Consider the following 17836-nt stretch of genomic DNA (forward strand, 5'->3'; position numbering starts at 1 on the left):
CTTCTATCTATTAATTCGTAAAAAAAATCAAAAATTGAAGAAAAAATAAAATTTTTTTTAAAAATTTTTAAAAATTTTCAATGTTGCCTTTACTATCACTATTTAGAAAGAATGATTTCAACCTAAAAAAGCTCCCAAATGCCAAAGAGAGTGAGCCACTCACACATTTGAAGAGTTTTCTATTTTTACGATTTGCGAGCTTAGTTATTTTCTAAATAAAATTCGAACCGCTCGCCGACATACTGACTTTTTACATACTCAAAAGCCGTCCCATCTTCAAAATAGGAAACCTGTGTCAGACCTAAAATAGCCTGCCCTTTTGAAATCTGTAAGTACTCCGCAATCTTATCCTTGGCCAATCGCGCATAGATGGTCTGGTGCGACTTTCCAATCTTATAGCCATGACGCTCCAAGGTTTGGAAGAAATGGCTGGTAACCTCTTCACGATTGAAATTCTTAATAAATTTCTCTGGAATAGAGGCCACTTCATAAACAACAGGGATCCCATCGGCATACCGGACCCGCTCCATCCGAATGATGGTTTCTGTCTTATCAATGCCCAATTTGTCCACTTCTTGGAGGCTAGGAATGGTTTTACGGTAAGAAATCACTTGGCTAGAAGGTTCCTTGCCTTGCGATTTCATAATTTCTGTAAAACTGGTTGTGCCTCGCATTTTTTCTTGGACGCGCGTGCTGGTAATAAAGGTACCACTTCCTACTCGTCTTTCAAGCACTCCTTCTTCAACCAGAAGGGTAATGGCCTGACGAAGCGTCATCCGACTCACTTGAAATTTCTCAGCTAGATCGCGTTCGCTGGGAAGACGCTCCCCGATTTTCCATATTTTTTGATCAATCTCAGACTTAATCTGATCATGGATTTGAATGTAAGCTGGAATCATAACCTTGCTCTTTCTCTGTGTTATCTCTATTGTAGCGTAAAATTCCTAATTCTTCAATCAGAGATTGGTAAAGACATGGCTTTTGTGTTAGAATAGAGGAAAGTAAATTTCTTTAAGAAGGGGATAAGATGACAAACCTATCAACTGATTTGCATGATGTTGAAAAAATCATCGTGCTTGACTACGGTAGCCAATACAATCAGCTTATTTCACGTCGGATTCGTGAAATTGGAGTCTTCTCAGAGTTGAAGAGCCATAAGATTTCTGCTGATGAAGTTCGTGCAATCAATCCAGTTGGGATCGTTCTTTCAGGCGGACCAAACTCTGTATACGAGGAAGGTTCTTTTGATATCGATCCTGAGATTTTTGAACTCGGTATTCCAATCCTTGGAATCTGTTACGGGATGCAATTGTTGACCCATAAATTGGGTGGGAAGGTCGTTCCTGCAGGTGATGCTGGTAACCGCGAATATGGTCAATCTGAACTGACTTTGACAGAATCTTCCGCTCTTTTTGCTGGCACACCAGACAAACAATTGGTCTTGATGAGCCACGGGGATGCTGTTACAGAAATTCCGGCTGACTTTATCCGCACTGGTACTTCTGCTGACTGTCCATTTGCATCCATTGAAAATCAAGACAAGAAAATCTACGGAATCCAATTCCACCCTGAGGTTCGTCACTCTGTTCACGGTTATGATATCTTGCGTAACTTTGCCTTGAACATCTGTGGGGCTAAAGGTGACTGGACCATGGACAACTTCATTGATATGCAGATCAAAAAAATCCGTGAAACCGTCGGGGACAAACGTGTCCTTCTTGGTCTTTCAGGTGGTGTTGACTCTTCCGTTGTTGGGGTTCTCCTTCAAAAAGCCATCGGCGATCAATTGATCTGTATCTTTGTAGACCACGGTCTTCTTCGTAAAGGCGAAGCCGATCAAGTGATGGATATGCTTGGTGGTAAGTTTGGTTTGAACATTGTCAAAGCAGACGCTGCCAAACGTTTCCTTGATAAGTTAGCTGGTGTATCTGATCCTGAGAAAAAACGGAAGATCATCGGTAACGAGTTTGTCTATGTCTTTGATGATGAAGCAAGCAAGCTTAAAGATGTGAAATTCCTTGCTCAAGGTACACTTTATACAGACGTCATCGAGTCAGGTACAGATACTGCTCAAACCATCAAGTCTCACCACAACGTCGGTGGACTTCCAGAAGACATGCAGTTTGAACTCATCGAACCCCTTAACACTCTTTACAAGGATGAAGTTCGTGCTCTTGGTACTGAACTTGGTATGCCAGACCACATCGTATGGCGCCAACCATTCCCAGGACCAGGTCTTGCCATCCGTGTTATGGGAGAAATCACCGAAGAAAAACTCGAAACCGTTCGTGAATCAGACGCTATCCTCCGTGAAGAAATCGCCAAGGCTGGTCTTGATCGCGATATCTGGCAATACTTCACTGTCAACACAGGCGTTCGTTCAGTAGGTGTTATGGGTGACGGCCGTACCTACGACTATACGATTGCCATTCGTGCTATCACTTCTATCGACGGAATGACAGCTGACTTTGCGAAGATTCCATGGGAAGTCCTCCAAAAAATCTCAGTCCGTATCGTAAACGAAGTTGACCACGTCAACCGCATCGTCTACGATATCACAAGTAAACCACCTGCAACTGTAGAGTGGGAATAAAAAAAGGTCCGGGGGACCTTTTTTTCACGAGCCAAGAAATAGAAAAGCGAGTCTAAGGTCCAGTGGACCTTGATTCACGAGCTAAGAAATAGAAAAGCGAATCTAAGGTCCAGTGGACCTTGATTCACGAGCTTAAAAATAGCAAAGCCATATAAAATAAAAGATCTTGAAATAATTATGATTTCAAGATCTTTTATTAACTTAATCAGTTTCTACTTCCTTATCTCGATTTGTTGGTAAGATCATAAATAGAAGCATGAAAAACCAACCTACGTATGGAATAAGCCCAACAAGAAGATATAACCAATGCAATCCTGCATCTCTTAGACGCCGAACGGAAAGGGTTAATGAAGGTAGGAAAATTATGAGGCCAAATACAGAATAAAGCGGGCGCAACGAATAAATCATTTGATAAGCAGACACATCATTAGGATCGATTTGAAGTTGTATTAAAGCGTAAAACAATGGCATTGTAATAAGCAAATGAATGAAGTGTGGCCACCAGTATTCAGATACCGTTGAGTAACCGGTAAAATCTGCATAGCCTTCCCAAAATTTTTTATAAGCTTTTAACATAAGTCCTCCTTTAATTTGCTTTTCAAAGTATACTATCTTTTTAAATTCTTTGCAACTGTTCTCTTCTACACAGCATCTATTTTCAAAATAACCTTCAATCAGCTAAACACACATAAAAGCACTCTGACTTCTTGTCAGGAGTGCTTTCGTGCTATTTTTAGCCAACTAAACCACTAAAGAATTTGACAATGGCATTCCAGATGGCTCCGAAGAAGCCAGCAATGGCATTCCACGCATTTGTGAAGAAGTTTCCACTGTCTTTTAGAATAGCATTGGTATCAAAATTGAGATTGATATTATTAAAGGTATCGCCTGCCTTGTCTACGATACTATCTTTCAGATCCGATAAGGTCTTCGTAAAGCTTTTGCTACTGATGACACTACTCTTTGAGAGGTTGACTGCGAAATTCACGATCAAATTAATCTGATCACCTGTCACAGTTGTATCCAGCTTATAATTTTTCAGTGTTTCTTCGACGATCTTTCGAATATCATCCTTGCTTAAATCCTGATTGTTCTGTTTAGCATTGGCTACTGCTGTTTTAATGTCGGTCAATGCCACGTTTAACTTATCCGCATCGAAGTTTTTCTTACCAGCGTTCTCTTCATTGATCCCTGATAGAGTCTTTAACTCTTCTTGAGCCAGATCTTTGCTTTCTTGAGAAACTTTGGCACCATTTTTCTCAAGCGAGTAATAGATCCCAGCCAAGGCACTTTCTCCGGTCACTTGGATAGGGGAAGCTACTGTAATTTGAGCATGCTCCAATCCAAGTGTAACGGCTGCATTACGATACATATCTGCAGTGACCTTGGTGATATTTTGAGGTGTCACGATATTCACTTCTAGTGGCTTATTTTTGCCTAATTTTTGAATTTTAACAGAGGAATAAAGTTCCAAACTATCATCGTTGGCAACGTTCATAATCGAAGAATAAACCTCTGGTGTCATGGTCTTCCACTCTTCTTTATCTTTTGAACTATCGTAGTTCAAGAGACTCAAGGTTTGTTCGATTTGACTTTGGTCCAGCGAATAGCCCAAAACATAGTCTGGTTTGACATAGGTTTCATCGATGACTTTCTGCACATTGCTATCTGCAGAAACACGTGGGACAGCTGTAAACAAGGCTAAAGTCGTTGTTACAAACAATGCAATCTTCTTTAATTTCATCTTTTTCTTCTTTCTATCTCAAATCAACTCTGGGCATCTCTTATTACCTTTCTCACCTCACTAGAGATGAAAAAAGAAGTAAATAAAGAGATTACCCACTTCGATTTTCATTATACAGTTGATTTCTTAAAACTAGCTTACAGTTCTTTTAAGAATGCATGACATTTTTATTATCCCTTAAAATCGGAGGCAGAACTGATCAGCTAAAAAAAGAGCCAATCGGCTCTCTGGAAAATGATTAAAACCATGAAAATAACTTCATAATCGTCATATTGGTTTCTACCAAACGGGAATAATAAATATTGCCACCATTAATGTAGAGTTCCATCCCGTTTAAAAGAGAGATAGGGTGGAGGTAAAGATAAGTTTCACCGGTTACATTGCCAAGACTTGGCGCTACTACATCCCGTGAATAAGCGCGGGCCAACTCTAGGGAATTTGTTCCACCGTGTTTTGCGACGTAATCGATGTAGTCTTTCCCAAAATTATAGGCTTGAACTGCAGTCCAGCTATCAACGCCTTTTTTCTTAGCTTCTTTTAACTCATCTGAAAGAGTTTGAATTCCTTGGCGAATACTGGCCTTATTATCACTAATAGTATTGGTCTCACCACTTGCACTCTCACTCGCCTGCATGACATCGTCTTCTCTGCCTTTGGTCTCAGTATAGATCATAGCAAGAATGAGATTTTCATTGGCCGTGGTGTCCTCTTCAGCAAGGACTTCTCTAACCAGGGAGCGGTACTGCATGACTTGTTTGACGTCATGATGGATCTGAATTCCCTTATAGATTCCAAATATTAGTAGAATGAATAAGAAGATCTTCACTATACGTTTAATCATTATTTACTCTGTATATCCTCAATATTTTTGATCAGAATAGAATAGGTCCCGTTCTCGTTTAGAATAAATTCAACAGATTCTGCATCTTCATAGACATTATTCGGAACGATCAGTTCAATTCCATTTGACAATGATAATTTCTGATTTTCGAACTTCTTCAACTGGCGACTGGCATCAATCTCTTCAAAGGTGACAGGCTCTGGTACAGCTTCCTTAACTTGGTCAATAAAACTAAGGCGAGCTGTGAGATTGTCGTCGAAGAGATCATCCGCTAATTTCTCAGGAGAGAGTTTATTTTCTTCCTCAATATGGTTAAAAATAGCTGATTTAACCTTTGATTGAAATTGAAAATCATCTGTGTTAAAGCTTTCCGCAATTTTCTGAGCTGTTTTTTCTAGTGCCTTGATCGATTTTTTAGGAGAGATCTTAGGTTGCGCCTGCAACAGATTCTCAGAAAAATAGTTCAAGAAAGTCCCATTGTACTTGATTCGTTTTTCAATCAAGTGGTATTTGCGGCTTTGAAGATTGATGACCAAAGCTTCATCTGCACCAGTCCCAAAACCAGGTAGATTATTTTGCGTCAACTTAATCGGATTGTCCACTTCACCACCAAGATGCGTCAGGGTTTCTCGTAAGGCAATCCGAAGAAAGGCAAAATGGTCCACCCCTTCTTTTGAGAATTGAATGAACACTAAATCGTTGGTCTTTTGATTCTCAGAGACGACAAATTCTTCCTTCCAACGATTGGCTACTGCAACCGAAGTTTCTAATAGGTCATCTGAGATCATCTCAAGAAAAGGATTGTCCTCTTCGAAAATACCGGTCCTGGCTTCATCGGAGTAGACCCGTTCAATCTTCTTACGCAAGTATTCCTCGATTTTAGGTGTGATATTGAGAAATTTATCTGCCAGATAGAGGTCGGTATCGTCTGGGCTAAATTGATGAATGATGGCTTTTTTTACGTAAATATCCATAATATGGTTTAGTCCTCGTAAAGTGGAAAAGCGTCTGTCAAGGCTTTGACTTGGCTACGCACTTCGTCTAATACTTCTTGATTATCCGCATTCTTCAGCGCTTTGATCATCAGTTCAGCAACGGTACGACTTTCTTTTTCACCAAAACCACGAGCGGTGATAGCTGCTGCACCAATCCGAATCCCACTGGTCTTAAATGGAGACAAGGTTTCATAAGGAATAGAGTTCTTGTTGAGGGTGATATTGACTTCATCCAACAAGTTTTGCGCCACTTTTCCGTTTTCAACGACTTTAGTGACGTCGACAAGGAAAAGGTGGTTCTCTGTTCCGCCTGAAATAACGCGGAAATCAGGATCTTGCAAGAAGACATCAGCCATGGCCTGACTGTTCTTAATCACGTTAGCTGCATACTCTTTAAAGGCAGGATCCAGCGCTTCTTTGAAAGCGACAGCTTTGGCTGCAATGACATGCTCCAACGGTCCTCCTTGAATACCAGGGAAAATAGCAGAGTTAATTTTCTTAGCTAATTCCTCGTCATTGGTCAAGATTAGGCCTCCACGAGGGCCACGAAGGGTCTTGTGAGTGGTCGTTGTCGTGATATGTGCATAAGGAACTGGACTTGGATGGAGACCTGCTGCCACGAGACCAGCAATATGGGCCATATCAACCATGAGCTTAGCTCCTACTGCATCTGCAATCTCACGGAATTTTGAGAAATCAATAATATGAGAGTAGGCTGAGGCACCAGCAACGATGAGTTTTGGCTTCACTTCTTGGGCTTGTTTTAAGATGGCATCAAAATCCAAGAGCTCTGTTTCAGGATCTACACTATAAGACACAAAGTTATAGGTTTGACCAGAGAAGCTCACAGTAGCTCCGTGCGTCAAATGCCCACCGGCAGCTAGATCCATCCCCATGACAGTATCACCAGGCTCAATCAAGGCCATATAGGCAGCACAGTTTGCCTGACTTCCTGAATGCGGTTGAACGTTTGCAAATTTAGCCCCAAAGATTTCTTTGGCCCGTTCGATCGCGAGACTTTCGACCACATCGACCACATCTGTCCCGCCATAGTAACGACGACCAGGATAGCCTTCGGCATATTTATTGGTCAGAATAGACCCTTGAGCAGCCATCACTGCCTTAGAGACAACATTTTCAGAAGCAATCAACTCAATATTGTTTTGTTGACGCTCTTCTTCTTTAGCGATCGCATTCCATAGGTCTGCATCATAGGCTTTGTAATCTTCTTTATCAAAAATCATCGGTCTACTCCTTTATAAAAAATTATTTATGTACATTATCACTGAGGAAGTTTATCATCCTCAAAGGAAAGCTCTGGCACTTGTGCAAGCAAATCAGCTTTTGTAATCGAACCTTGCCGCAAAATCCTGGCTTTAGAACCAGAGATATCCAAAATAGTTGAATCTCGTCCAGTCAAGAAGTCATCATCCTCTATACCTGGAACCACTTGATCAAACTCGCTTACAATAGCCTCATACTTTGTTCCACTTGCATGGCCTGAAAGATTAGCCGAGGGACCAACCAAAGGACCGTATTTACGAATTAATTCCAATGTTTTTGGGTGAGCCGGAATACGGAAACCAACTGTATCCAAGCCCGAATGAATCCAGTCTGGCACCTTCTTATTCGCCTGAAGAATAATAGTCAGAGGCCCTGGTAAAAATGAATCAACCAGTTTTGTTAAATAGCCAGGTTGGTTTTTCGAATAAAGTCGAATCGCTATTTCATCGGCTACATTTAAATTCAGAGCCTTTTCTCTAGGTCTACGTTTTAATTCGTAAATATAATTAACTGCCTCTTGGTCCAAAGCTTTAGCGAAAATACCATAGACTGTTTCAGTTGGCAGAATAACCGCACGGCCTGCTTCTAATTCTTTCTCAATGTGATCCATTGTCTACTACTACCATTCTATCTTGTCCAAATTGGTCTTTCAGAACTCGAACGCGTTTGTCAGGAAACGCTTCTTGAAAAAGCTCTTTTACTTTGGCTCCTTGCTTATAGCCAATTTCTAGATAGATCTTTCCGTCTGGTGTTAAAACACTTGGTGCTTGCTGGGCAATCTTTTCGTAGATGGCATATCCATCACGATCCGCAAAAAGAGCTAAGTGGGGTTCAGAGGCTAAAACATTGGCTCCAACCTCTTCTACATCATCCCGAGAGATATAGGGAGGGTTGGACACAATCAGGTCATAAGGACCTTCTAGTTCGTCCAGTACATCTGACGACTTGAATTCAAGGACAGCTTCTAACTGCTTGGCATTTTCTTGGGCCAGGGCTAAGGCCTCCTCTGAGACATCGCTAGCTTGAACCTGCCAAGTAGGTCTAGCAAGGGCTAGGCTAATAGCAATGGCACCACTTCCTGTTCCGATATCCAGAAGTCGTAAGGCTTTCTCATCGTTTTCTTCGAGAATAAGAGCGACCAATTCTACCGTTTCAGGTCGTGGAATCAGCACGCGCTCATCCACTGCAAAAATATGGCCAAAAAAATCTGCGCTACCAATAATATATTGGGCAGGAACGTGATGTTTCAGCTGCTCAAAGATGGATAGAAGCAAGGCCTGATCCTCTACTTCCACTTCTTTTTGCAAGGCAAGGACAAAGTCTGTAAAAGTCCAGTTTTTTAAAGCACGATACGCGAAGGAGAGGCTTTCTGCTTCCTCTCCAACGGCTATTAATTCTTCTTCATACTGGGCCAATAATGATCCCAACAACATTATTTGTTCAACTCTTCTAGTTTTTGTGTTTGATCATACAAGACCAAAGCATCGACCACTTCGTCCAGTTTACCAGATAAGATGGTGTCCAATTTTTGAAGGGTCAAGCCAATCCGGTGATCAGTCACACGGTTTTGAGGGAAGTTGTAAGTCCGGATCCGCTCTGAACGGTCACCAGTCCCGATAGTAGACTTCCGCTCAGCGTCTTGCTCGTCTTGGGCAATCTGAGCAAAGTGGTCAGCCACACGCGCACGGATGATCTTCATGGCTTTTTCGCGGTTCTTTTGTTGCGTCCGTTCTTCCTGCATCTCTACCTTGATATTGGTTGGCAAGTGGACGATACGAACGGCTGTTGCGACCTTATTAACGTTCTGTCCACCCGCACCAGATGCGTGGTAGATATCAATCCGAAGGTCTTTTGGATCGATGTCGTACTCGACTTCTTCGATTTCTGGCATGACCAGAACGGTTGCTGTAGAGGTATGGACACGACCTTGGCTTTCTGTCACTGGAACCCGTTGCACCCGGTGGGCACCAGATTCATACTTGAGTTTTGAATAAACCGATTGACCAGAAACCATGGCTACGACTTCTTTGATCCCACCAACGCCATTGTAGGAAGCTTCCATAACTTCAAAGCGCCAACCTTGGCTTTCCGCGTATTTTTGGTACATCTGCAAGAGGTCACCAGCAAACAATTGGGCTTCGTCTCCTCCAGCTGCTCCACGGATTTCCAAGATAATGTTCTTGTCATCGTTTGGATCTTTTGGAAGAAGTAAGATCTTCAGTTTTTCTTCGTACTCTTCTTTTTCAGCCTTAGCATCTTTTAGCTCTTGCTTGGCCATTTCTTCCAAGTCCGCATCGCCGCCGGCTTCCTTAATCATTTCTTCAGCGTCAACAATGTTTTGAAGGACTTGCTTGTACTCTCGGTAGGCTGTCACCGTATCACGAGTGGAAGCTTCTTCTTTTGAAAGCTCCATAAATCGTTTGGTATCAGAGACCACATCTGGGTCACTCAACAATTCTCCTAACTCTTCATAACGGTCTTCTACAGCTTGTAGTTGATCATAGATATTCATGTTTGCTCCTTAATTCTTGGTTGTTAGATCATAGATTGCTACAATTTCGTCTTCTATGACTTCGCCAGTTTCTTTAAATCCATAATGGAGATAGCAAGATCTCGCTTGATTATTTTCCGGTTCATAAGATAACCAAAGACTTCTTGCTTTTCCAGCTGGCTCTGTTCGAACAAAGTCAATGACTGCATCCATAGTCGGTTTAAAATAGCCTAAACCTTGAAATCGTTTATCGATCATAAAACGAAATAACAAGTAGTTCCCCTTGCTGATTCCAATTTTCTGGTCATAGGCAATCATAACAAAACCAACTAATACTTCCTTATCATAAACTGCTAAGGGAGCTATAAAATCACCATTTTTATCATATACATAGGCTTCAGCTAAGCTAATGGAATTGGATGCAATAAAATTCCTTTGGTTTGGATGAACTTCTAGATTTAAAACGTCAAAATAATTCTCTATTGTAATATCTTTTAAACAAATAGACATTATTATCCTCTCTAAAACGTTCTAGACGCTTTCAGTTGGAATGTCTGGATTAAAATAATGCTTGCGGCAAACGGAGATATAGGTCTCGTGTCCACCGATCTGGATCTGCTCTCCATCATAGACAGGTTTACCTGCTTGGGTACGCAAGACCATGGTTGCCTTGCGGGAACAGTATTGGCAGATGGTTTTGATCTCCTCGATCTTGTCGGCTAACAAGAGGAGGTGTTTGGAACCTTCAAAGAGTTCATTTCGGAAATCATTTTTGAGGCCAAAAGCCATAACCGGCACATCCAGTTCATCCACGACTCTTGCCAAGTCATAGACATGGTGGCGTTTCAAAAACTGAGCTTCATCGATTAACACACAGTAAGGTTTGATTGTTTGGTTTTTAATAAAGCCAAAGATATCCGTATCGTCTTCAATTGCAACGGCTTCTCGTTTCATACCGATTCGACTAGAAACCACCCCTACTCCATCTCTGGTGTCGATTGCTGAGGTCATGATAACGACGCTCTTGCCTTGCTCTTCATAATTATGGGCCACCTTCAAAATCTCAATGGTTTTCCCCGAGTTCATGGTCCCATATTTATAATATAATTGTGCCATTTTCCTTTTGTTCTCTCTAAAATGTGTTTCATTATCATTTTACCATAATTTTGCTAAGCTTTGTATCCCAAAATGTGATAAAATAGTCCTATATAAAATTTAGGAGGTGGCCATATGCCATTTGTACGAATTGACCTATTTGAAGGACGCACCTTGGAACAAAAGAAGGCCTTGGCCAAGGAAGTAACCGAAGCTGTTGTCCGCAATACAGGCGCTCCTCAGTCAGCTGTTCACGTCATCATTAACGATATGCCCGAAGGAACCTACTTCCCTCAAGGTGAAATGCGCACCAAATAATGGTTCCACTAAAAAAGCCTTTCTTGCTTGTGATATCACATAGCAGGAAAGGTTTTTTCTTATTTTTCTTGTGCTTGACGTTCTGCTTTCCGTTCTTCGAATTCTTCGTCACTCATCAAGGTTCCGCCGACATTGGCTGATTTGGCAAAGGCTGTATAGCGACGCAACCAACCGCTGGAGATTTTTGATTTGAAAGGTTTCAAATGTTTGCGACGTTCAGCAAGAGTTGCATCATCGACAAGCAAATCAATGGTACGATTTGGAAGATCGATCACGATTTCATCCCCATCTTCAATCAAGGCGATATTTCCACCTTCTGCTGCTTCTGGAGAAACGTGACCAATCGCAATTCCACGAGTAGCTCCTGAGAAACGACCATCCGTAATCAGAGCCACATCCTTACCAAGACCGCGTCCGACAATCTTAGAGGTTGGTGCCAACATTTCTGGCATACCAGGTCCACCTTGAGGACCCTCGTAACGAATGACAACGACATGGCCCTTCTTAACTGTTCCATTGTCAATCAACTCAAGGGCCTGATCTTGTGAATCACAGCAGATGGCCTTTCCACGGAAAGTGGTCACAGATGGATCGACCCCACCGACCTTGATAACAGCCCCATCCTGAGCGATATTTCCATAAAGGATCGATAAACCACCTACAGGTGAAATAGGATGCTCAATTGGATGGATAATTTCTTCATTTTTGATTTCAGCGCCAGCTACGTTTTCTTTCAAGGTTTTACCAGTAACTGTGATACGATCACCCTTAATGGCTCCTTTTTTGATCAACTGATTGATAATGGCTGGTACACCACCAGCTTCATGGACATCATGCATAGTGTAAACACTTGAAGGGGCAATTTTAGAAAGATAAGGTGTCTTCTTGGCAATCTCGTTGATATCTTTGAGATCATAATCAATCCCCGCTTCACGCGCAATAGCGAGCGTATGAAGCACCGTATTGGTTGAACCACCCATGGCCATATCGAGCGCAAAAGCATCATCGATGGCTTCTTTGGTCACGATATCCCGTGGACGGATACCCTTTTTAATATTCTCTACCAATTGTTTGGCTGCTTGACGAACCAATTCCCGGCGTTCATCTGAAACAGCTAGGATGGTACCATTTCCTGGAAGAGCAAGGCCTAATACTTCCATCAAACAGTTCATGGAATTGGCAGTAAACATACCAGAGCAAGAGCCACAAGTTGGACAGGCATTTTTTTCCAAGAAATCCAGCTCATCCATGCTCATATCACCAGCTTGATAAGTACCTACAGCTTCAAACAAACTTGAGAGCGTCGCTTGATGCCCCGTCATGTCAACGCCGCCCTTCATGGGTCCACCAGAACAAAATACGGCTGGCACATTGGTCCGCATGGCTGCTAAAATCATTCCTGGTGTAATCTTATCACAGTTGGGAATATAGAAAACACCATCAAACCAGTGGGCATTGATGACTGTTTCAGCAGCATCTGCGATCAACTCGCGAGATGGCAAACTATAACGCATCCCGATATGGCCCATCGCAATCCCATCATCGACACCGATGGTGTTAAATTCAAAAGGAATCCCACCAGCCTCGCGGATAGCCTCCTTAGCAACATCTGCTAATTCACGCAGGTGGACATGGCCTGGAACGATATCAATATAGGAGTTACAAATGGCAATAAAGGGCTTTTGCATATCCTTTGCTGATTTTACTTGCCCTGTTGCATAGAGGAGACCACGCGCTGGTGCTCGGTCGATCCCCATTTTGATCATATCACTTCTCATCTTGTTCTCCTTCTAGTTCTTCATTTCTACCTCCTAATCTTACCACTTTGACATCAATTGTCAAGAACTTTCAGAAAATTTATAATATTCACGGTACACAAAAAGCCTGGTTTCCCAGACTTCTTTTTAGTTTGTTTGCTTTTTTTCGATCTGCCAGAGCCGAAGTTGGTAACAAATTCCACTTACGACAAGGCTAGAAATAAGGCCGATCCAATAAGCATATGGACCCAAGTTGGTCACATGGTCAAGGAAAATCCCTAGTGGGATAGAAATGCACCAATAACTAAAGACTCCTAATAAGAAAGGAACCGTTGTATCCTTATAGCCCCGCAAAATCCCTTGTAGGGGTGCTGCGAAGGTATCGGCTACTTGGAAAAAGAGGCTATAGGTCATGAAAATAGCTGTTTGTTGCACAAAGACTGGGTCCTTGCCGTATAGCCCTGCCAGTTGGAAGCGGAATGTATAGAGAAAGACGAGGGTGACAATCGCAAAGCCAAAGGCTGTCAGTCGTCCCAAACGGCAATATTGTTTGACCACTTCTGGTCTTCCTGCTCCCAGTTCGTAAGATACGATAATCGCCATGGTACTGGAGATACTAACCGGGAAAGCATACATCAGGGTTGAAAAATTCATGGCTGATTGGTGACTCGCAATGGTAAGTGATGGGAATTTTGCCATTAACAAACCAACCAGCGAGAAGATGATAACTTCTGCAAAAACAATTCCACCGATTGGAAGCCCAAGTCGCAATACTTCTTTCATCCCTTTAAAATCATAAGGCTGTGGCTTCCACAATTGGAAAGGTGCTACCTTGGGATGCTTGCACAAGATCAAAACCGCAATGGCCAACAAGACCCAGTAGGCCAGAGAGGTTCCAAGACCTGCTCCTGCTCCTCCCATCTCAGGAAAACCAAATGCCCCATAGATCAGGATATAGTTAAAACAAGCATTGAGAGGCAAAAGCAAGAGCATCAAGTACATGGATAGACGCGTCATTCCCAAAGTATCGAGGAAGGTCCGCACGATACTAAAGAGCAACAAAGGTAAGATTCCTAGAGAAAGGAAATATAAATAGCGAATGGCTATTTGGGCAACAACATTTTCTAAACCGATCTGCTTGAGAATCATGGGTGCAATGCCCCAAACAAAGCCTATTAAGAGAATGGCCATACCAAATGACATATAGAGGAATTGGTAAAAATCGCCAGCAATCCGTTCTTTATTTCCCTTGCCTAAATGATGCCCAACAATCGGCGTCAGTGCGGAGACAATCCCTGTCAGGAAAGTAAAAAATGGATTCCACAGACTGGTAGCTGTAGAAACACCAGCCAAATCAAGGGTCCGGTACTGACCGGTCATGGCTGTATCGACAAAGCTGGCTGAATAATTGGCCAATTGGTAGATTAAAATCGGCAAAAATAAACTCAAAAACAAGCGCAAGCGCTCTTTAAAGTGATAGGTTAAATACATGATTCTAACTCTCTTCTCATCAAATAAGATTCTCTCCTCTTCCACTCTACTATATGTTTCCTTAAAAGTCAAAAAAACCGAAGATCCAAGGACCTCCGGTTCATGTGAGATTAGTGTTTATTGCGGTTTAAAATAGCATTGAGAACGATCGCTAAGACACTGGCAACGACAATTCCGTTAGCAAAGAACATTTGGAATCCTGTTGGAAGGCCATTGAAGAGAGTGCTGTTGTTCAAACCAACCCCTGCAGCAATCGATACAGCAGCGATCAAGAAATTGTGCTCATTGTGTTCAAAATCAACACGCGCAAGGATCTGCATCCCTTGAATTGACACAAAACCAAACATGACTAGCATCGCTCCCCCAAGAACTGGACTTGGAATGATTTGCGCTAAAGCTCCAAACTTAGGAAGGAGACCAAGAAGAACAAGGAAACCAGCCGCATAGTAGATTGGAAGACGGGTCTTGATACCCGACAATTTCACCAAGCCAACGTTTTGTGAGAATCCGGTGTAAGGGAAGGTGTTGAAGATACCACCGAGGAGAACGGCCAACCCTTCAGCACGGTAACCATTGCGAAGGCGCGTGCTATTAATTGGATCTTTGGTAATATCAGAAAGAGCGAGATAGACACCTGTTGATTCCACCATAGAAACTGTTGCGATGATACACATCATTAAGATGGAGGTGATTTCAAACTTAGGAGCTCCAAAGAAGAATGGCGTTGGAACGTGAACCACTGGTGCTTGCGATACAGGTGTGAAGTCTACCAAGCCCATAGAAGCCGCAATAGCTGTCCCTGCAATCAAGCCAATCAAGATAGAGATAGACTTGATAAAGCCAGTCGTATAGATATTAACGACTAAAATGATGAGAATAGTCACCACAGCCAAGATCAAGCTTTGAACGGTTGGTTTTGGCGCATTATTTCCCATATTTCCAATCGCTACTGGAATCAAGGTCAAACCAATGGTGGTAATAACGGATCCCGTTACAATTGATGGGAAGAGATTGGCAATCTTAGAGAAGAAACCAGAGACAAGGATGACATAAATCCCTGAGACAATCAAGGCACCAAACATGGCACCACTACCATGGCTAGCACCGATCATGCTGAGAGGTGCTACAGACTGGAAGGCAACCCCAAGGACTACCGGAAGACCGATCCCAAAGTATTTATTGAGCTGCACTTGAAGGAAAGTTGCGACCCCACACATGAAGATATCTGTAGAGATGAGGTAGGTTAGTTGATGAGCGTTATAGCCCAAAGCTCCTGCGATCATGATCGGCACCAAAATAGATCCCGAATACATGGCCAAAAGGTGTTGCAAGCCTAGAATGGCCGCCTGTGAATGGCTTTCTTGTTTTTGCATTAGATGTCTGCCTCCTTGAATACAACCTGACCATTTTCAAAACGGTCCAAACGTGCGAGGGATACAACAGGATATCCCAACTCTTCTAACAATCCCCGTCCATCTTGGAAGGATTTTTCAATCACAATTCCAATCGCTTCGACTTGAGCCCCGGCTTGTTCAATGATTTGAATCAATCCTTTGGCTGCTTGCCCATTTGCAAGGAAATCGTCAATGATCAAAACCTTATCTGATGGATCCAAAAATTTACCTGCAATCGAAACGGTGCTGGTCACTTGCTTGGTAAAGGAATAAACCTCAGCCGTCAAGATGCCCTCATTCATCGTGATGTTTTTCGCCTTCTTAGCAAAGATCATGGGAACATCCAAGGCTTCAGCTACATAAAGGGCTGGTGCAATCCCAGATGCTTCAATGGTCACGACTTTCGTCACACCAGCATCTTTGAACCGGTCCGCAAAAGTCTGACCAATCTCTTTCATCAATTTGAAATCCACTTGGTGGGTCAAAAAGGAATCCACCTTGAGGATATTCTCACCTAAAACATTGCCATCTTTTAAGATGCGCTCTTCAAGTAATTTCATACTTCCTCCTACTTTTTTAAAAAATCCTCTACTTCATTCATAAAACACAAAAAGGCCTGCTAAGCAAGCCTTGAAATCTCTCTAGAAAGAGAAATAGTCCCGACTTACTTATTGTTAGGTGTTCTGGCACCTTGTAGAAACATCACGCCCATTCGTGAAATAAATAAGTAATTCAATTAGTGTGCATCGCCATTCCAGATAGAATTCTTAACGATCACATAGTCAACATGTTTCAAATCTGCTAATTTTCGGCCTCCTGCATAAGAGATCGAACTTTGCAAATCTTGTTCCATTTCCGTTAAGGTGTCTTGCAAATGACCCTTGGCAGGCAATAAAATCTTCTTACCTTCGACGTTCTTATATGCACCTTTTTGGTACTCTGAAGCAGATCCATAGTATTCTTTGAAAGACTCTCCATCAATCTCTACTGTTTTACCAGGACTTTCAACATGTCCTGCAAAGAGAGAACCGATCATGACCATAGACGCCCCGAAACGAATCGATTTGGCAATATCACCATGGGTCCGAATACCACCATCCGCAATGATTGGCTTACGAGCTGCTTTTGAGCACCAGCGAAGAGCAGCCAATTGCCAACCACCTGTACCAAATCCAGTCTTCACTTTGGTGATACAAACCTTACCAGGACCGATTCCGACCTTAGTCGCATCAGCTCCCGCATTTTCCAATTCACGAACAGCTTCAGGTGTTCCGACATTTCCAGCAATGACAAAGGTATCTGGCAATTCTTTCTTGATGTGTTGAATCATCCGAATGACACTATCCGCATGACCGTGTGCGATATCAATAGTGATGTACTCAGGCGCATCTGCCTTTAATTGACTCACAAAGTCGTATTCGTATTCCTTAACACCAACCGAAATGGAAGCGATCAAACCTTGATCATGCATGCGTTTGACAAAAGGAATCCGACCCTCTTCATCAAAACGGTGCATGATGTAGAAGTATCCACCACGCGCCAACTGCTCTGCTACATTCTCATCCAAAATCGTCTGCATATTGGCTGGAACAACTGGAAGCTTGAAGGTATGGTTTCCAAATTGAACGGTTGTATCTGCTTCTGAGCGGCTATTGATGATACATTTGTTGGGAATCAACTGAATATCTTCATAGTCGAAAATAGGAAATTCATTTAACATAGATTGAAAAATCTCTTTTCTAAAAACTGACCTACCTATGCGCAAGCGCATCGCTACGTCTCTTGACGTTTCCTTGATAGATTATACCAAAGATACGGACCTAATGCAATGGG

At 42.4% G+C, this 17836-nt stretch carries 18 protein-coding genes and 1 riboswitch; of the genes, 2 read left to right on the plus strand and 16 right to left on the minus strand.

Annotation, left to right across the window (positions count from 1 at the left end; genetic code table 11):
* Window positions 1-200: 200 nt before the first annotated feature.
* Window positions 201-899, minus strand: coding sequence for a GntR family transcriptional regulator (locus SM123_RS05685; protein WP_003007291.1), 699 nt, complete (start codon window positions 897-899; stop codon window positions 201-203).
* Between the two features lie 128 nt (window positions 900-1027).
* On the opposite strand from SM123_RS05685, the gene guaA reads away from it, so the two are divergent.
* On the plus strand, window positions 1028-2593 hold the full coding sequence (gene guaA / locus SM123_RS05690) for a glutamine-hydrolyzing GMP synthase (RefSeq protein WP_320909185.1): 1566 nt from the start codon (window positions 1028-1030) through the stop codon (window positions 2591-2593).
* Between the two features lie 201 nt (window positions 2594-2794).
* On the opposite strand, the gene SM123_RS05695 is transcribed toward guaA, so the two are convergent.
* The 10 genes from SM123_RS05695 to SM123_RS05740 all read right to left on the minus strand — a co-directional run bounded on the left by SM123_RS05695 (window position 2795) and on the right by SM123_RS05740 (window position 11064).
* Window positions 2795-3169, minus strand: a complete 375-nt coding sequence (locus SM123_RS05695; protein ID WP_195529450.1) for a DUF805 domain-containing protein — start codon at window positions 3167-3169, stop codon at window positions 2795-2797.
* A 157-nt stretch (window positions 3170-3326) separates the two neighbouring features.
* Window positions 3327-4337 carry a DUF1002 domain-containing protein gene (locus tag SM123_RS05700; RefSeq protein ID WP_021153192.1) on the minus strand — a complete coding sequence of 337 codons (1011 nt, stop codon included), beginning with the start codon at window positions 4335-4337 and terminating at the stop codon, window positions 3327-3329.
* Window positions 4338-4575: 238 nt separating this feature from the next.
* Window positions 4576-5178, minus strand: coding sequence for a lysozyme family protein (locus SM123_RS05705; RefSeq protein ID WP_003007284.1), 603 nt, complete (start codon window positions 5176-5178; stop codon window positions 4576-4578).
* A complete protein-coding gene (locus SM123_RS05710) occupies window positions 5178-6152 on the minus strand; it encodes a nucleoid-associated protein (RefSeq protein ID WP_023918106.1) in 975 nt (324 codons plus the stop codon). The genes SM123_RS05705 and SM123_RS05710 overlap by 1 nt, the downstream gene beginning before the upstream one ends.
* Before the next feature lie 8 nt (window positions 6153-6160).
* On the minus strand, window positions 6161-7417 hold the full coding sequence (gene glyA, locus SM123_RS05715) for a serine hydroxymethyltransferase (protein ID WP_150906071.1): 1257 nt from the start codon (window positions 7415-7417) through the stop codon (window positions 6161-6163).
* Between the two features lie 38 nt (window positions 7418-7455).
* Window positions 7456-8067: an L-threonylcarbamoyladenylate synthase gene (locus SM123_RS05720; protein ID WP_320909186.1), complete on the minus strand. Its 612-nt coding sequence runs from the start codon at window positions 8065-8067 to the stop codon at window positions 7456-7458.
* Entirely contained in the window at window positions 8054-8890 is an 837-nt protein-coding gene (prmC, locus tag SM123_RS05725) for a peptide chain release factor N(5)-glutamine methyltransferase (RefSeq protein WP_320909187.1), read from the minus strand. Before prmC ends, SM123_RS05720 begins: the two co-directional genes overlap by 14 nt.
* Window positions 8890-9969: a peptide chain release factor 1 gene (gene prfA, locus SM123_RS05730; RefSeq protein WP_003007273.1), complete on the minus strand. Its 1080-nt coding sequence runs from the start codon at window positions 9967-9969 to the stop codon at window positions 8890-8892. Before prfA ends, prmC begins: the two co-directional genes overlap by 1 nt.
* Before the next feature lie 9 nt (window positions 9970-9978).
* Entirely contained in the window at window positions 9979-10458 is a 480-nt protein-coding gene (locus tag SM123_RS05735) for a GNAT family N-acetyltransferase (RefSeq protein WP_195227400.1), read from the minus strand.
* A gap of 21 nt (window positions 10459-10479) precedes the next feature.
* Complete coding sequence (locus SM123_RS05740) at window positions 10480-11064, minus strand: thymidine kinase (RefSeq protein ID WP_003007269.1); 585 nt, start codon at window positions 11062-11064, stop codon at window positions 10480-10482.
* Between the two features lie 114 nt (window positions 11065-11178).
* Here SM123_RS05740 and SM123_RS05745 point away from each other — a divergent pair, with 114 nt between their 5' ends.
* Window positions 11179-11361: a 4-oxalocrotonate tautomerase gene (locus SM123_RS05745; RefSeq protein ID WP_001117401.1), complete on the plus strand. Its 183-nt coding sequence runs from the start codon at window positions 11179-11181 to the stop codon at window positions 11359-11361.
* Window positions 11362-11420: 59 nt separating this feature from the next.
* Here the strand turns inward: SM123_RS05745 and ilvD are convergent, their stop codons facing one another.
* The 5 genes from ilvD to guaC form a co-directional block, all read right to left on the minus strand.
* Complete coding sequence (gene ilvD / locus SM123_RS05750) at window positions 11421-13139, minus strand: dihydroxy-acid dehydratase (protein WP_320909188.1); 1719 nt, start codon at window positions 13137-13139, stop codon at window positions 11421-11423.
* A 126-nt stretch (window positions 13140-13265) separates the two neighbouring features.
* Entirely contained in the window at window positions 13266-14609 is a 1344-nt protein-coding gene (locus tag SM123_RS05755) for an MATE family efflux transporter (RefSeq protein ID WP_061604233.1), read from the minus strand.
* 110 nt (window positions 14610-14719) lie between these two features.
* Window positions 14720-15982, minus strand: a complete 1263-nt coding sequence (locus SM123_RS05760) for a nucleobase:cation symporter-2 family protein (RefSeq protein WP_254732508.1) — start codon at window positions 15980-15982, stop codon at window positions 14720-14722.
* Window positions 15982-16563, minus strand: a complete 582-nt coding sequence (locus SM123_RS05765; protein ID WP_003001484.1) for a xanthine phosphoribosyltransferase — start codon at window positions 16561-16563, stop codon at window positions 15982-15984. Before SM123_RS05765 ends, SM123_RS05760 begins: the two co-directional genes overlap by 1 nt.
* 91 nt (window positions 16564-16654) lie before the next feature.
* Window positions 16655-16750, minus strand: a riboswitch (purine riboswitch).
* A complete protein-coding gene (gene guaC / locus SM123_RS05770; protein ID WP_320909189.1) occupies window positions 16740-17723 on the minus strand; it encodes a GMP reductase in 984 nt (327 codons plus the stop codon). It overlaps the preceding riboswitch by 11 nt.
* Between the last annotated feature and the right edge of the window lie 113 nt (window positions 17724-17836).

It is taken from the genome of Streptococcus sp. S5 (genome assembly GCF_034134805.1).
Classification (GTDB): Bacteria; Bacillota; Bacilli; order Lactobacillales; family Streptococcaceae; genus Streptococcus; species Streptococcus lingualis.

What these genes read in the sequence shown, in the direction of transcription:
- SM123_RS05685 (WP_003007291.1), bottom strand. Translation starts at nt 899, where the DNA reads ATGATTCCAGCTTACATTCAAATCCATGATCAGATTAAGTCTGAGATT.
- guaA (WP_320909185.1), top strand. Translation starts at nt 1,028, where the DNA reads ATGACAAACCTATCAACTGATTTGCATGATGTTGAAAAAATCATCGTG.
- SM123_RS05695 (WP_195529450.1), bottom strand. Translation starts at nt 3,169, where the DNA reads ATGTTAAAAGCTTATAAAAAATTTTGGGAAGGCTATGCAGATTTTACC.
- SM123_RS05700 (WP_021153192.1), bottom strand. Translation starts at nt 4,337, where the DNA reads ATGAAATTAAAGAAGATTGCATTGTTTGTAACAACGACTTTAGCCTTG.
- SM123_RS05705 (WP_003007284.1), bottom strand. Translation starts at nt 5,178, where the DNA reads ATGATTAAACGTATAGTGAAGATCTTCTTATTCATTCTACTAATATTT.
- SM123_RS05710 (WP_023918106.1), bottom strand. Translation starts at nt 6,152, where the DNA reads ATGGATATTTACGTAAAAAAAGCCATCATTCATCAATTTAGCCCAGAC.
- glyA (WP_150906071.1), bottom strand. Translation starts at nt 7,417, where the DNA reads ATGATTTTTGATAAAGAAGATTACAAAGCCTATGATGCAGACCTATGG.
- SM123_RS05720 (WP_320909186.1), bottom strand. Translation starts at nt 8,067, where the DNA reads ATGGATCACATTGAGAAAGAATTAGAAGCAGGCCGTGCGGTTATTCTG.
- prmC (WP_320909187.1), bottom strand. Translation starts at nt 8,890, where the DNA reads ATGTTGTTGGGATCATTATTGGCCCAGTATGAAGAAGAATTAATAGCC.
- prfA (WP_003007273.1), bottom strand. Translation starts at nt 9,969, where the DNA reads ATGAATATCTATGATCAACTACAAGCTGTAGAAGACCGTTATGAAGAG.
- SM123_RS05735 (WP_195227400.1), bottom strand. Translation starts at nt 10,458, where the DNA reads ATGTCTATTTGTTTAAAAGATATTACAATAGAGAATTATTTTGACGTT.
- SM123_RS05740 (WP_003007269.1), bottom strand. Translation starts at nt 11,064, where the DNA reads ATGGCACAATTATATTATAAATATGGGACCATGAACTCGGGGAAAACC.
- SM123_RS05745 (WP_001117401.1), top strand. Translation starts at nt 11,179, where the DNA reads ATGCCATTTGTACGAATTGACCTATTTGAAGGACGCACCTTGGAACAA.
- ilvD (WP_320909188.1), bottom strand. Translation starts at nt 13,139, where the DNA reads ATGAGAAGTGATATGATCAAAATGGGGATCGACCGAGCACCAGCGCGT.
- SM123_RS05755 (WP_061604233.1), bottom strand. Translation starts at nt 14,609, where the DNA reads ATGTATTTAACCTATCACTTTAAAGAGCGCTTGCGCTTGTTTTTGAGT.
- SM123_RS05760 (WP_254732508.1), bottom strand. Translation starts at nt 15,982, where the DNA reads ATGCAAAAACAAGAAAGCCATTCACAGGCGGCCATTCTAGGCTTGCAA.
- SM123_RS05765 (WP_003001484.1), bottom strand. Translation starts at nt 16,563, where the DNA reads ATGAAATTACTTGAAGAGCGCATCTTAAAAGATGGCAATGTTTTAGGT.
- guaC (WP_320909189.1), bottom strand. Translation starts at nt 17,723, where the DNA reads ATGTTAAATGAATTTCCTATTTTCGACTATGAAGATATTCAGTTGATT.